Here is a 14,849-nt window from a genome sequence, read left to right as displayed (position 1 = left end):
TTCTTTAGTGTGTTGTCCGTTGGACCTATAATCCAAGAAAACGGGTCGTAAAATCGACAAAAGCAAATATATCTTAAAACGTTTTAGGAAAGAAACAAATTTATTAACAGCTAACTGGCAAACTTTCGCTTTCTCATATAGTTGAAGAAAATACCGAGAACTAGAGTCAATATAACTGGCAATCCGATATTTATCACTTGCCATTTCGTTTTTTGTTCCATAATTTTGGTCGTGTCTAGTAATGGTATGGACACTTTTCTGTTTCTAATGTTTATAAGTCCAGTATTATCTAAAAGATAATTGGTGCAGTTCACTAAAAATTCTTTGTTTCCATAAAAGCTATTGGTCCATTTATCATAGCCTAATTCCAAAGGTCTACCATTGCGCAATTGATTTTTGATGACGTCTCCATCCGAGATCACGATGATTTTGTTGGAAGCTCCTTGCTCCATGGTATTCTGTAGCTCCAATGGCTTGATCCTGCTTTTGTACATAGAGGTAAAATCCCCTTCTATAAGTACTGCAAGAGGAAGGTTTCCATCTGTATAGGATTCCCTATCCGGGGGATTGTTTAAAATATTCAGGCTAATCTCCCTCGGGATACCATCGGTTTTGGACAAAGGTGAACTACGAAGCAATACGGTTTTTTCATAACCATTTTCAAGTACCTCCATATGGCTGGTGAATTGATAGCGCACGGCCTCGATATTGGTGTTGATGGGATGGTCATTTCTTGAGAACACCATGGGATTATAATACCAGGGAAGGGGATTGTATTGGGAATCGTTTCCTTCTCCTGTGGCCAATACAATTTGGGTAAAGTAAAGGTCATTTACCAATGCAGGATTGATGCGCAATCCATATTGAAAGAAAAAATCTTTTAGGTTTAGGTCGCGAGGAATGGCAATTGCGCTTCCGTCTCCGCTATAAATGCTGTCCATTTCCATGGCCACCTGATCAATCAACCAAATAGATTTACCGCCCTGTACCATAAATTGATCCAAAACATATTTTTCCTCATCTGAAAAAGCCTGCGTTGGCTTGGCCACCAAAGCCAAGTCGAAGCCTTTTAATTGGTCCAACGCTTTTTGTGGATTTGTGGCCACGGAATCCAAGGTAATGGCTCCAATATTGTAATAATCACGGATGGTGGTCAGGTAATCGGCCAGATAAATATCGTCCAATTCCCCATTTCCTTTAATTACGGCAATACTCTTTTTCTCCGTGATGCTCAATTTGGTAAAGGCATCGGCAAAGGCATACTCCAATTGCTGTACCGAATTATTGATGCGATCTTCAGCGGTGGAACCCAGTTTGTTCTTTAGTAGAGGAACTTTAACGGTATTGTCGCCATAGTTCACCATGGCCCAGGGGAATATCAATTCTTGGGATACCTTGCCATTTTCCTCCACGGTGACGTTGGCAGGTTGTAGCCCTAAACTTTGAAGCTCCGCAATGGTTTGTTGGGTTTGACTTTCGTTCTCCAGCGGATTTACCAAATTATATTTGATGTTACCGTTTTTAGAGGCAAAGGATTCCAATAATTGTACGGTCTCTGTCTTTAGCTTGGAGAATTCCGGAGGGATATTACCATCGAGCAATACATCAACAATGACAGGTGAATCAAATTTTTGAACCACATCAATAGAAGGCTGGGATAGCGTATAGCGTTGATCCTCGGTTAAATCAAATCTGGTGTATATAAAACCAGCAATTAGATTGATAACGATTACTCCAACAATGGCCTTGAGCAATGAAATAAGAAACGTTGACTTCATCTTGGCAATTGTTTTAAACGTTGAAGTGTGAGATATAAAAAAACCAATGTCAGCGAAATGAAGTACACTAAATCCCTTGTGTCCATGACACCTCTGGCAATGCTTTCAAAATGGGATTGGGCTCCAAACCCCTTGATCAATTGCTGGGTTTCTCCATTTGTAAATAGGGATGAAAGGGCATCAAACCCATTAAACACCACAAAACAGATAAGTATGCCTACCAAAAAAGCAATGATTTGGTTATCGGAAAGGGACGAGGCAAAAATTCCTATTGCTGTATAGGCTCCAATAAGGAACAATAGCCCAAAATAGGAACCGAACACCACACCAAGGTCATAATTGCCTTCTATGACTCCCAAACTTGAAATGGAAAAAACATAGACAACTGTAGGGACCACAGCAATGATGCATAAAAAGAAAGCACCCCAAAATTTCCCTAGGACCAACTTCCAAACAGAAATGGGCTTAATGAGCAATAATTCCAAAGTACCCATTTTGCGCTCTTCGGAAAAACTTTTCATCGTGATGGCAGGCACCAAAAAGATGAAAATCCAAGGAGTTAATAAAAAGAAGTTGCCCAAATCGGCAAAGCCGTAGTCAAAAATGTTATAGTCTCCTTTGAACACCCACAGAAAAAGACCATTGAGCAGTAAAAAAGACCCCACGATCAAATACCCAATTGGTGAAGTGAAAAAAGACCTGACCTCTCTTTTAAAAATTGCAAACATTATACTGAGGTTGAGGAATTGATCTTGGACACGCTCCAAGCTTCTGGTTTTTCAGAAAACAATACTTTGGTATGGCTCCAAACGTTCTTAAAAAATGACGATGCTCTATAATTTTCCAAATCTGATTCTTTTTCCCAAAAACTGTATGTGAAAAACACGCAAGGGTTACCTAGGTCTTGGTAAAGCTCAACCAGCGAACACCCCTCAAAAGCTAAAATCCCGTTTTTCGATTCATTAAATATTCGCTCAAAACTAGGAATATTTTCGGGTTTAAAAGTGAGTTTTACGATGCGTATCAGCATTTATAGAAAATTTATGGTTACGGTATCCCTATAATTTAGGCCTAATAAAGAAGAAGCCCCACCAACAGAATTAAGGTCACTCTTGTATATAGCCAACTCAATATAACCCGCAGAATTAAAAAGCGCCAAGGCATCTCCAGGACCTTTACGTTGATTTCTTTCCAAATTAAAATTGATGATACCGTTATAGCTATTTTCAATCTTCTTGATGGTTGTGGTCCGGGCCGTCAGCTCAAAATCCCTTCCGTTTCGGTAGGCTTCAAAAACGCTTTTTTGTATGTTGGTGACCACATTCCCATAATTGTCAATATAGATTACATTGCCAGATATGGTTTTACCGTCATTGGAAACCCGTGGTTCAAACTCTTTAAGCTCTTTTAGTGAATCAAAAGGCTTCCCAATGACTTCCAATTTTCCACCTCTTGCAATGTGGCAGGCCGCTTGTACAAAAACATTCAACACTGGAAAAGAACCTGAGTTGGTATTGGGTAGATGGATTTCAACCACCTTTTCCGGTGTTATTTCAGAAGTAATCAATGAGATCACCCCACTATTGGCACTCACAAAATAGTGTCCATCCACCTGTACCACAATATGCTCATTTTCTGGGGAAAGTTCAGAATCTACCCCAACTATGTGTACCGTGCCTTCCGGGAAGGATCGGTATGCATTTTTAAGGATGTAGGCACATTCTTGAATGTTAAATGGGCTTATGGCATGCGAAATATCAACAATGTTCACCTCTGGCAGACTACTTAGAATGGTCCCTTTAACAGCACCAACAAAGTGATCTTTATAGCCAAAATCTGTAGTTAAGGTTATGATTGCCATGCAATACTGTTGATATGTTTTTCCACGCCTAAATTGATTTTTGGTTAGATTTGTGGAGTAAAATTACATTAAAAAAGAAAGAATACAATTCTTCAAAAAATAACTCTAAACACCCCGTTTTTTGAACGAACTTATAATTGAACTCACGGATATTAGCCCCCAAGACTTCTTCGGGCAACAGAACGAGAATATTGAACTGCTAAAAAAGTACTTTCCTAAACTGAAAATTGTTGCCCGCGGCAGCAAAATAAAAGTTTATGGTGATGAAGAACTCTTGGAGGAGTTCGATAAGCGTTTTGATATGCTCACCAGCCAGTTTGCCAAGTACAACAAGCTAGACGAAAATATGATTGAGCGTGTACTTACCAGCAATGGCAAGGAGGATTATGCAGCATCCAAAAGTAGTGGAGATGTGTTGGTCCATGGTGTTAGTGGTAGATTGATCAAGGCACAGACTGTAAACCAACGTAGATTGGTAGATGCTTGTAAACAAGACGATATGGTCTTTGCCATTGGTCCGGCAGGTACGGGAAAGACTTATACCGGAGTGGCCTTGGCGGTAAAAGCCTTGAAGGAAAAGCAGGTCCGGCGCATCATCCTGACCCGCCCAGCTGTGGAAGCAGGGGAAAACCTTGGTTTTCTTCCCGGCGACCTTAAGGAAAAGCTGGACCCTTACATGCAGCCTTTGTATGATGCCCTTAGGGATATGATTCCTGCCGAAAAATTGGCAAAGTACATTGAGGACGGTACAATCCAGATTGCTCCTATGGCCTTTATGCGCGGACGCACCTTGGACAATGCCTTTGTAATCTTGGATGAGGCCCAGAACACTACCCATGCCCAAATGAAAATGTTCCTCACACGGATGGGTAAAAATGCCAAGTTTTTGTTGACAGGAGATCCAGGGCAGATTGATTTGCCCCGACGGGTCATTTCCGGTCTCAAAGAGGCTTTGCTCATTCTAAAAAACGTAGAAGGTATCAGTATTATCTACTTGGATGATAAGGACGTAATTCGTCACAAATTGGTCAAAAAGGTTATTGACGCATACAAAAACATAGAACACCAAAACCAATTCTAACAGCGCATGGGGAAGAATACTTTGATGGACACGGATTTTCATTTTCCGGGGCAAAAATCAGTATACAAAGGAAAAGTACGGGAAGTCTACACACTTGGCAACGATGTTTTGGTCATGGTAGCCACAGATAGGCTTTCTGCTTTTGATGTGGTCATGCCCAAAGGAATTCCATACAAAGGGCAGATTCTGAACCAGATCGCCACCCAAATGATGCAGGCCACGGAAGACATTGTACCCAATTGGTTAATGGCAACTCCAGACCCTAATGTGGCTGTAGGAAAGGCTTGTGAGCCTTTTAAGGTTGAAATGGTGATACGGGGATACCTTTCTGGTCATGCGGCACGGGAATACAAGGCTGGCAAACGACTTTTGTGTGGCGTTCCTATGCCCGAAGGGATGAAGGAAAATGATAAGTTCCCAGAGCCCATCATCACTCCGGCAACCAAGGCAGAAAAAGGAGACCATGACGAAGATATTTCCAGGGAAGAGATTTTAGAACGCGGCATTGTCTCCAAAGAAGACTACGAAGTGTTGGAAAAGTATACCAGAGCTTTGTTTCAAAGAGGTACGGAAATTGCAGCCAAACGTGGATTGATTTTAGTGGATACCAAATATGAATTCGGTAAGACCAAAGAAGGTGAGATTGTGCTCATTGATGAAATACATACTCCCGATTCTTCCCGTTATTTTTATGCCGATGGATATGAGGAACGACAGGCCAAAGGAGAACCCCAAAAACAACTGTCCAAAGAATTTGTGCGTCAGTGGTTGATTGCAAATAATTTTCAAGGCTTGGAAGGTCAGGTTGTGCCCGAAATGACTGATGACTACATCGACTCGGTTTCTGAACGGTATATTGAACTGTATGAGAGCATTACAGGGAAAGATTTCGAAAAAGCAAATGTTTCAAACATTGACGAACGTATCAAATTCAATATTTCGGAGTATTTAAACAAACTTTCTTGAAAATGTTATCCCTTATAATTTTGAGTGCTGTTTTATGAAGATTTCATATATTTCAGCCATTAAAATTATAAAATGGACATTAAGCAGAGAGAAAAGTATTGGAAAGAAAATTTAAAGTACCTGGGCATTCTTCTTGCCATTTGGTTTTTGGTCTCCTTTGGGTTTGGAATCCTTCTTGTGGATCAACTCAATGCCTTTAAATTAGGAGGCGTTAAATTGGGCTTTTGGTTTGCCCAACAAGGATCAATTTATGTGTTTGTGATCTTGATCTTTGTCTATGTCCGACTCATGAACAAATTGGATAAAAAATATAAGCTTGACGCATAATGGATATACAAACTTGGACGTTTATCATCGTCGGGCTCACTTTCGCTTTATATATTGGAATTGCTATTTGGTCCAGAGCGGGATCTACCAAAGAATTTTACGTTGCAGGAGGAGGAGTGTCTCCCTTGGCCAATGGATTGGCCACAGGCGCGGACTGGATGTCTGCGGCATCTTTCTTGGGAATGGCAGGAATTATTGCTTTTGCAGGATATGATGGTTCTGTATACCTTATGGGATGGACCGGGGGATATGTGCTTCTAGCACTGTTGTTGGCCCCTTATCTGCGAAAATTTGGAAAATTCACCGTCCCTGATTTCATCGGGGATCGTTATTATAGCAACGTGGCCCGTACCGTTGCCGTTGTGGCAGCCTTGTTCGTGTCGTTCACCTATGTGGCCGGACAAATGCGGGGAGTTGGCGTGGTATTTTCGCGCTTCTTGGATGTTGAGGTAAATACAGGCGTGTACATTGGTATGGCCGTGGTTTTTTTCTATGCGTTTTTGGGAGGAATGAAAGGGATTACCTATACGCAAGTGGCACAGTATTGTGTATTGATTTTTGCATTTATGGTCCCCGCCATTTTTATCTCTCTTATGGTCACAGGAAATCCAGTCCCTCAAATTGGGTTCGCTTCCACTGGTGAAGATGGGGTGTATTTGTTGGATAAGTTGGATGGGTTGATGACTGAACTGGGCTTTACGGCCTATACGGATGGTACCAAGTCCATGACCGATATGTTGTTCATTACGGCGGCATTGATGATGGGAACTGCGGGATTACCTCACGTAATTATCCGCTTTTTTACGGTGCCCAAGGTTAGTGATGCCCGTAAGTCTGCGGGTTATGCATTGCTGTTTATTGCTATTCTGTATACCACAGCTCCGGCAATTGCCGTATTTGCACGTACCAACCTCATTGAAACCGTAGAGGATACTCCTTATGAGGAAATTCCAGCTTGGTTTACCAAATGGGAAAATACAGGTCTTATCGCTTGGACAGATAAGAATGGTGATGGAAAGATCCAATACCTCCCAGGGGAAGCTGTTGAAGGCAGACAACCAGAGTTTGTTGAAGGTAGGGGAGCACAGGGACAACGGATGATCTCCAATGCCAGCTCTTCAGCCAATGAGTTGTACGTGGACCGTGATATCACCGTTTTGGCCAACCCTGAAATTGCAGGATTGCCCAATTGGATCATTGCGTTGGTAGCAGCAGGGGGATTGGCCGCAGCGCTTTCTACCGCCGCAGGATTACTTTTGGTAATTTCCACTTCCATTTCCCATGATTTGATCAAAAAACAGATTGCTCCGGACATTTCGGATAAAAAAGAACTATGGGTTGCCCGTTTCTCAGCACTTTTGGCTGTAGTGGTAGCCGGATATTTTGGGATTCACCCACCAGGCTTTGTGGCCTCGGTGACGGCCTTGGCCTTTGGTTTGGCCGCATCTTCATTCTTTCCCGCCATTATTATGGGAATCTTTAGTAAGCGCATGAACCGGGAGGGGGCCATTACAGGTATGGTGGCCGGACTTGGTGTTACGTGCTATTACATTGCCCGTTTTAAACTTGGTTGGATTGGAAACCCAGAAACCAGCACACAAGAGTACTGGTGGTGGGGTATTTCACCCGAAGGTTTTGGAACCATGGGTATGTTGGTCAATTTTGCTGTGTCTATTTTAGTATCAAGATTTACACCAGCTCCTCCGGAAGAAGTACAGGGTATTGTGGAAAACATACGTATACCTAGTGGGGCCGGTGAAGCTATTGAGCATTAATTCTGGTGAAAGTCCCTCTCTTTTTTTAATTTTAAGGCACATAAAAATTTACTATACCTAAATGAGCAATTACCACATTAAGCATCTGGAAGAGTATTTTCAGGTGTATCGTAAGTCTGTTAGAAACCCTGAGGATTTTTGGGAAGAAGTGGCAGAGGAACATTTTTTTTGGAGAAAAAGATGGAACTCCGTTTTGGAATGGGATTTTACAAAACCCGAAATTAAGTGGTTTGATGGAGCGCAGCTCAATATTACCGAAAACTGCATAGACCGTCATTTGCGGAGCCGTGGTGATAAAACGGCCATTCTTTTTGAACCCAATGACCCCAATGAGGAGGCGGAGCATATTACCTATCGTGAGTTGCACGAGAGGGTGTGCAAGTTTGCCAATGTACTAAAGGATCAAGGGATAAAGAAAGGGGATAGGGTAGTCATCTATTTGCCCATGATTCCCGAATTGGCCATTTCACTCTTGGCCTGTGCACGTATCGGTGCCATTCATTCCGTTGTGTTTGCTGGATTTTCTTCAACGGCCTTGGCCACACGTATCAACGATTGTGGAGCCAAAATGGTATTGACTTCTGACGGTTCGTACAGAGGTACCAAGACCATCGACCTAAAAGGTATTGTGGACGAAGCTTTGCAGCATTGTCCAAATGTGGAAACCGTACTGGTGACCAAACGCACCGGAGAAGAGATCCCGATGAAAGACGGTCGTGACAAATGGTTACAACCTCTTTTGGACAAGGCATATTCCGATTGTGTTCCAGAAATCATGGAGGCGGAAGACCCACTATTTATTCTGTATACTTCGGGTTCTACAGGTAGGCCCAAAGGAATGATGCATACCACGGCAGGATACATGGTCTATACGGCCTATACCTTTAAGAATGTCTTCCAATATAAAGAAGAGGATGTGTATTGGTGTACGGCAGATATCGGCTGGATTACCGGACACTCCTATATTGTATATGGACCTCTGGCCAACGGAGCTACTACTGTAATGTTCGAAGGCGTGCCTTCTTACCCTGATTATGGTCGGTTCTGGGAAGTGGTTGAAAAGCATAAAGTAACACAATTCTATACCGCACCAACGGCCATTAGGGCCTTGGCGAAGGAGAATTTGGATTTTGTGACCAAGCATGATTTGTCTAGCCTTAAGGTTTTGGGAACTGTAGGAGAACCCATCAACGAAGAAGCTTGGCACTGGTACAACGATCACGTTGGAGAGAAGAATTGTCCCATTGTGGATACCTGGTGGCAAACGGAGACAGGAGGGATCCTGATTTCTCCGATACCGTTTTCAACCCCCACAAAACCCACATATGCTACCTTACCCATGCCAGGCGTTCAACCTGCTTTGGTAGATGAGAGTGGCAATGAGATGAAAGGGAACCAAGTGGAAGGTAGGTTGTGCATTAAGTTTCCATGGCCTTCCATAGCACGGACCATTTGGGGAGACCACCAACGCTATAAAGACACCTATTTCTCAGCATTTGAAGGGAAATATTTTACGGGTGATGGTGCGCTTCGTGATGAAGTGGGCTACTACCGAATCACTGGTAGGGTAGATGATGTGATCATTGTTTCCGGACACAATCTGGGTACAGCACCCATTGAAGATGCAATCAACGAGCACCCTGCTGTTGCCGAGTCTGCCATTGTTGGCTTCCCACATGATATTAAGGGTAATGCTTTGTATGGTTATATCATTTTAAAGGAAACAGGGGAAACCAGAAACAGGGAAAACCTTGCTAAAGAGATTAACCAATTGATCACTGAACATATCGGACCTATTGCCAAGTTGGACAAGATTCAGTTTGTACCTGGTCTGCCCAAGACCCGAAGTGGTAAGATTATGAGACGAATCCTTAGAAAGATTGCTTCCAAGGACACCAGTAATCTGGGAGACACATCAACTTTGTTGAACCCAGAAGTGGTTGAGGTTATCATGAAGGAAAGTCTATAAGACTTAAAGCCCAAATTTTGGAGGATTTTGTTTTTGAAATAAGTCTTTCAAGTTTTTGGGCTTTAATTTTTCTACAATCGCTAGGAACGCTATCGCCGTAATCAACGCATCTCCTAGGGCGGTGTGCCTGTCTTTTTTTGATATCCGGAACTTTTCCGCCAAGTCGTCCAACGAATAGGATTCTTTTTTTCGAAGAACCGAAGAAATGAGTAGCGTTCTTTTGTAGAGCAATCCAGTATCCAAGGTTTTGTTTTTTAAATGGGGAAGACCGTTTCGTTTTAGGGCCGCATTGATCATGGCAATATCAAATGATACATGGTGGCCGACCAGCACATGGTTTTTTGCGTAGGCCAGAAACTGTTGCAAGGCATCCAATTCCGAAAACTGTATTTTTTTACTCCTTTTTAAAATGCCATGGATCTCGGCACTTTCAGAATCGTAATGTTCCTGCTCTATATAGATTTCCAAACTTTCTTTTATGCTGATGGTGTTGTTTGTAAGCTTAATGGCCCCAATGCATAACATCCTGTCCTTGGTCAAGTTTAATCCAGTGGTTTCCGTATCCAGCACCACAAAAGTATTGCCAAGCACTTCCTGTGGGAGTTTCTCCTGAAATTGTTGGGTATAGTCCAACCAAAATTCTGGAAACTCCAACGTTTTTTTCTTTTTAAAGAACCACATTACCGTAAAAGATTTTTTACTTGAAACCGTACCTGGATCAGTTCTTGTATTTCCTTAATGGTCTTGAACGTCCTCTTAAGCTTGATTTTCTCTTCCTTGTTCAATTGGTCCAAAGCAATGAACCTGCCCGAATCATTGTGCAAGAGACCTTGTTTGGTCCTAAATTTCAATAAAGCTTTGCTTGCAAAAGAACAAGCAGTATAGAGTTCTTGGTTTTTCGGTTCCAGCTCCGCCAGTTTTTCATAGCGTTCCGCCGTATTGTTAATGGATTTTATGGAGTGGGACAGAATCAAAACCCGGGCAGCATCAATTATAGGCATCAATGCACGTAGTTTTAAATCGAAGAAATCTTTGTGGGCTCCATCTTGCTCTACCAAAAAGTCCCTGAAAAATCCTGATGGGGAAGGGTTCTGCAATGCTCCGCTGGCCAAATGGGTAAGAAACTGTGGATACTTTTTTGCATTTTCAAAAATGTGCAAGGAAAGTTCATCTGCCAATGCCTTTTCACCATAGGTGACATTAAAATCGAAGAAAATGGAGGATAGAAGCACTTCATCAGGTCCCGGATTGCCCATCCAGTGAGATGTGACTTCTTTCCATTCCTGCAAACTATGACACCACAAAGGGTTGGAAGCCATCATTTCGGCAGGGCAGTATTCAAAACCGATATGGTTCAACTCAACCGAAATGCGATTCCCCAAGGCAAGAAAATAAGACTGTGTTTCCTCTTTTTTGTCTTCCGGGACATCTTCATAAAGAATGGCATTGTCCTGGTCTGTTGTAAGCAACTGCTCCCCGCGTCCCTGACTACCCATGGCCAGCCATGTGAATTTTACTGGAGGCGGTGTTTCCATTTGGTCAATACAAACTTGAATGACCTGTTTTATGGTAGCATCGTTAAGTTCCGAAATGATTTTGGATACCAACCCCATAGGGATGTTCTGTTCCAAATACCCCTGTAAAAGGTTAATAATGCTATGCCTAATGGTACGTAGCCTTTTGGAATCCGTTGCCCTTTTTATAGCCCGCATTAGCACAGAGGGATTGTTTCCCAGGGCCACCATGACATCATGCTTGGATAGGATTCCCACGGCAGGTGTATCCGTTGTTCCGTCTTCGGTTAGACAAAGATGGCTTATACGGCTTTTCATCAAGGCCATTTGGGCTTGGGTAATGGTCAGCTCCTTGGAATAGGTAATTACAGGAGTGGACATAATTGCCTTGGCATTCTTGGTGATGGGGACCATTCCTGTAGCCACTTTGTTTCGTAAATCTTTATCAGTGATGATGCCTATGGGCAGCTCATTTTTTGTAACTAAAATGCACCCGACACTATTAAGGCTCATGGCGTTGGCCAACACTTTTATTTGAGTTTCTTCGGCACAGGTTACCAGATTTGTGGAGTACCTTACGGGTTGAAGGTCCAATAATTTATTCTCCGCTGTGCCTTCGCCATCATTGGAAACCCCGTATAGCTTACCTCTGTGCTTAATGGAGTACGGATTTCTAGTATTGGAGGCAAAGCTTTCAATTAAAAAATCCCCAACTTGATGGTTCTCCAAAGCAATGGGTTTAAACTCTTCAATGGGTATGGCATATAATATGGTCTCTTCTTGTGCAGTGGCCTGAAGTTTGTATTTTTCGTGGGCCATTAGAGGTCTCAAACCAAATATGTCCCCTTCATCACAAATATCCAATATATGCTGGGACCCTTTTTTGGTAAGGGCAATAGCACCTTTGTGAACTACATAGAAATAATTGTGGGGTGCTTCTTTTTCGGCAAAGACAATACTATTGTTCTCTTTATGGATTATGGTTACCTCATAGGCTAGCTTTTGCAGTTGATGCTCTGCCAAAATGTTGAAAGGAGGGTATTTCTTCAAGAAATCCGCAACCCGTTCCGAGATGGTGTTCTTCATACCCTAAAGTTAGGGGTAAAACCGCTATAAAGGGAGCTGTAAATGGAAAATGGTATTTTCTTAGGGCATTAAGGCCAACCCTAGACCAATTAAGAATACAGATAACACAAGTAGCCATTGGATGGCCTTTGTTTTTCCTTTTTTTGATAGTAAGATTCCTAACATATTTCGCCTATTTTGATGGAAGATACGATTTTGTTTCCGCAGACCACACAATTTTAGCGATTAGCCCATAAATTTCATAGAGGTCTGGTTGGTACCCAAAAATAGATACATGCAAATTAAGTCACCAAGATTTGTTGCTGTTCTGGGTAAAAAAAGAAGGGCCAACAATTTGATAAACAATTGGTTGACCCCTCATGGATGTAGCGAGAGGGAGACTTGAACTCCCGACCTCAGGGTTATGAATCCTGCGCTCTAACCACCTGAGCTACCTCGCCGTGGTTTCGCTAAGCGGCTGCAAATATAAAGTTTAATTTTTGCCGAATCAAAATTCAGTATTAATTTATTATTTGATATTTATTTTTTTATCTTCCCAAATTATATCAATGGTTGAAAAGGGATAATAGAACATTAGAATGAGCGATAAGGTAAAATTTGAAATTGAGTTTGTAATCCAAGCATCCCCACAGTTGCTTTACCAATATATTTCCACCCCGTCTGGCCTATCAGAATGGTATGCGGACAATGTTAACTCCAGAGGTGAAATTTTCACTTTTATTTGGGATGGAGCAGAGGAACAGGCAAAGATGCTTAAACGAAAAAGCGAAGAATTTGTCAAGTTCACTTGGGTGGACAATGAGGATGATTCTTTTTTTGAGATGCGAATCATAGTGGATGAAATTACCAAGGATGTTTCACTCTTCATCACCGATTTTGCTGATGATGATGAAGTTGATGAAGCAAAAATGCTCTGGGAAAACCAAATTTCAGACTTAAAACAAGTGCTTGGCTCCAAATAGGGGTATTTTCAACTAAGCCGTATATTTGGCCTTGATTTGACAAGGAGTGTATATGGTGAATCTCAACGGAAAGCTTTTTTCAAGCGAAGCGGAAATCCTTACCCACAAAAACAGAGGGCTCAAATACGGTGATGCCCTTTTTGAAACCCTCAGATGCATTAAGGGAGACCTCTTCTTTTGGGAAGACCATTATTTTAGGTTGATGGCCTCCATGCGGATAGTACGAATGGAAATTCCAATGGAGTTTACCACGGAGTTTCTGGAAGGGGAAATCAAAAATACTATAGTTGAAAATCAGTTGGAAAATGAAGCCGTGCGGGTACGGGTCACTGTTTTTAGAAATGATGGGGGGTTATACAGCCCCTTGACCAATACAGTGTCTTACCTCATTGAGGTTGAAAAAATGGAATCCCCTTTCTATCTGATTTCGGAAAACGCTTATGAAGTTGAGCTTTTTAAGGACTATTATGTCAACAGAGATATGTTGTCTAATCTAAAGAGCACAAATAAAATACTCAATGTAGTTGCCAGCGTGTATGCCCAAGAAAATGGGTATGACAGTTGTTTGTTGATCAATACGGACAAGCATGTGGTGGAAGCCATTGGAGGTAATCTTTTTGTGGTCCATGGGGATACAATTAAAACTCCACCTTTGGCAGATGGTTGTTTGGACGGTATTATCAGAAAAAAAATCATTGAGATTGTGGAAGCTACCGAAGCCTATCAATTTGCGGAAGAGTCCATTTCTCCCTTTGAGCTTCAAAAAGCGGATGAGCTTTTTATAACCAATAGTATTGTTGGAATCCAGCCAGTAAGTAAATATCGAAAAAAGGGATTTAAAAATGAGATTGGCAAAAATCTAGTGGGAAAATTGAACGCCAAGGCAAGGATGGCTCAGACTAGTTGAGTGCAGGATTCTCAGGAGCGTTGGACCATAATAGGTAATCCCCACCCAGTTCCACCATTTTTTCTTTCCAAAAAGCAATGGATGATTTTTCCAGGATACCGCTTTCATACTCATTTTTTACCACTACCCATGATTTAGAGGATAGTTCTTGGTCCAGTTGCCTAGAACCCCACCCAGAATAACCCAGAAAGAAACGAATGTCCTGTTCGGTAATAATTCCGTTGTTGACGAGCGATACGATTTTTTCAAAGTTTCCTCCCCAAAAAATACCATCTGAGATTTCAACACTGTCCTCAATCAAATTCGGGACTTTATGGATAAAATATAGATTGTCTTGCTCTACAGGGCCACCATTGAATACTTTAAAAGGAATGGTGATTTCAGAAACAAGATCACAAATGGTATAGTCCAAAGGTTTGTTAAGAATAAACCCAACAGAGCCTTCGTGGTTATGCTCTGCGATAAGCACCACAGATCTGTTGAAAGAAACATCTCCAGTCAGGGAAGGTTCTGCAACAAGTAACTTTCCTTTTTGAGGCTTTAGGCTCACCATTTTCATGGACTACTTGACTTTAATTGCTGTATAATATACAACATTTACAAAAACAAAAGCATCCTGAAAA

14 protein-coding genes and 1 tRNA gene are annotated in these 14,849 nt (G+C 41.9%); 7 read left to right on the top strand and 8 right to left on the bottom strand.

What is annotated here, in order from left to right; translation table 11 throughout:
• Positions 1–110 precede the first annotated feature (110 nt).
• Genes gldG through ACP14V_RS09395 form a run of 4 tightly spaced genes read right to left on the bottom strand, consistent with a single transcriptional unit; the run spans position 111 to position 3,639 of the window.
• Positions 111–1,778: a gliding motility-associated ABC transporter substrate-binding protein GldG gene (gene gldG / locus ACP14V_RS09410; RefSeq protein WP_272611048.1), complete on the bottom strand. Its 1,668-nt coding sequence runs from the start codon at positions 1,776–1,778 to the stop codon at positions 111–113.
• Positions 1,775–2,506: a gliding motility-associated ABC transporter permease subunit GldF gene (gene gldF, locus ACP14V_RS09405; protein ID WP_272611046.1), complete on the bottom strand. Its 732-nt coding sequence runs from the start codon at positions 2,504–2,506 to the stop codon at positions 1,775–1,777. Before gldF ends, gldG begins: the two co-directional genes overlap by 4 nt.
• Positions 2,506–2,808 (bottom strand): putative quinol monooxygenase, encoded by a 303-nt coding sequence (locus ACP14V_RS09400; RefSeq protein WP_272611045.1) that lies wholly within the window; start codon positions 2,806–2,808, stop codon positions 2,506–2,508. The genes gldF and ACP14V_RS09400 overlap by 1 nt, the downstream gene beginning before the upstream one ends.
• Entirely contained in the window at positions 2,809–3,639 is an 831-nt protein-coding gene (locus ACP14V_RS09395) for an SAM hydrolase/SAM-dependent halogenase family protein (protein ID WP_272611043.1), read from the bottom strand.
• A gap of 121 nt (positions 3,640–3,760) precedes the next feature.
• On the opposite strand from ACP14V_RS09395, the gene ACP14V_RS09390 reads away from it, so the two are divergent.
• The 5 genes from ACP14V_RS09390 (at position 3,761) to acs (ending at position 9,757) form a co-directional block, all read left to right on the top strand.
• Positions 3,761–4,720, top strand: coding sequence for a PhoH family protein (locus ACP14V_RS09390; RefSeq protein WP_136567438.1), 960 nt, complete (start codon positions 3,761–3,763; stop codon positions 4,718–4,720).
• A 6-nt stretch (positions 4,721–4,726) separates the two neighbouring features.
• Positions 4,727–5,686, top strand: a complete 960-nt coding sequence (locus ACP14V_RS09385; RefSeq protein ID WP_136567439.1) for a phosphoribosylaminoimidazolesuccinocarboxamide synthase — start codon at positions 4,727–4,729, stop codon at positions 5,684–5,686.
• Positions 5,687–5,758: 72 nt separating this feature from the next.
• Positions 5,759–6,013 carry a DUF4212 domain-containing protein gene (locus ACP14V_RS09380; protein ID WP_116218961.1) on the top strand — a complete coding sequence of 85 codons (255 nt, stop codon included), beginning with the start codon at positions 5,759–5,761 and terminating at the stop codon, positions 6,011–6,013.
• Entirely contained in the window at positions 6,013–7,788 is a 1,776-nt protein-coding gene (locus ACP14V_RS09375; protein ID WP_272611040.1) for a sodium:solute symporter family protein, read from the top strand. The genes ACP14V_RS09380 and ACP14V_RS09375 overlap by 1 nt, the downstream gene beginning before the upstream one ends.
• A gap of 61 nt (positions 7,789–7,849) precedes the next feature.
• On the top strand, positions 7,850–9,757 hold the full coding sequence (gene acs / locus ACP14V_RS09370; protein WP_136567442.1) for an acetate--CoA ligase: 1,908 nt from the start codon (positions 7,850–7,852) through the stop codon (positions 9,755–9,757).
• Between the two features lie 3 nt (positions 9,758–9,760).
• Here acs and ACP14V_RS09365 read toward each other — a convergent pair whose 3' ends face one another.
• The 3 genes from ACP14V_RS09365 to ACP14V_RS09355 form a co-directional block, all read right to left on the bottom strand.
• Complete coding sequence (locus ACP14V_RS09365) at positions 9,761–10,438, bottom strand: 3'-5' exonuclease (RefSeq protein WP_272611039.1); 678 nt, start codon at positions 10,436–10,438, stop codon at positions 9,761–9,763.
• Positions 10,438–12,357, bottom strand: a complete 1,920-nt coding sequence (locus ACP14V_RS09360; protein ID WP_272611037.1) for a DUF294 nucleotidyltransferase-like domain-containing protein — start codon at positions 12,355–12,357, stop codon at positions 10,438–10,440. The genes ACP14V_RS09365 and ACP14V_RS09360 overlap by 1 nt, the downstream gene beginning before the upstream one ends.
• A gap of 366 nt (positions 12,358–12,723) precedes the next feature.
• Positions 12,724–12,797: transfer RNA gene (locus tag ACP14V_RS09355), tRNA-Met, on the bottom strand.
• A gap of 138 nt (positions 12,798–12,935) precedes the next feature.
• Here ACP14V_RS09355 and ACP14V_RS09350 point away from each other — a divergent pair.
• Together ACP14V_RS09350 and ACP14V_RS09345 are read left to right on the top strand one after the other, a co-directional pair.
• A complete protein-coding gene (locus ACP14V_RS09350; protein ID WP_136567445.1) occupies positions 12,936–13,319 on the top strand; it encodes an START-like domain-containing protein in 384 nt (127 codons plus the stop codon).
• A gap of 52 nt (positions 13,320–13,371) precedes the next feature.
• Positions 13,372–14,226, top strand: coding sequence for an aminotransferase class IV (locus ACP14V_RS09345; protein WP_272611035.1), 855 nt, complete (start codon positions 13,372–13,374; stop codon positions 14,224–14,226).
• Here the strand turns inward: ACP14V_RS09345 and ACP14V_RS09340 are convergent.
• Positions 14,219–14,779, bottom strand: coding sequence for a YqgE/AlgH family protein (locus tag ACP14V_RS09340; protein WP_136567475.1), 561 nt, complete (start codon positions 14,777–14,779; stop codon positions 14,219–14,221). The two genes, ACP14V_RS09345 and ACP14V_RS09340, sit on opposite strands and share 8 nt — an antisense overlap.
• Positions 14,780–14,849 lie beyond the last annotated feature (70 nt).

The sequence above is a fragment of the Flagellimonas alvinocaridis genome, from assembly GCF_965248585.1.
Taxonomy (GTDB): domain Bacteria; phylum Bacteroidota; class Bacteroidia; order Flavobacteriales; family Flavobacteriaceae; genus Flagellimonas; species Flagellimonas alvinocaridis.
This window is presented reverse-complemented; position numbering and strand designations above follow the sequence as displayed.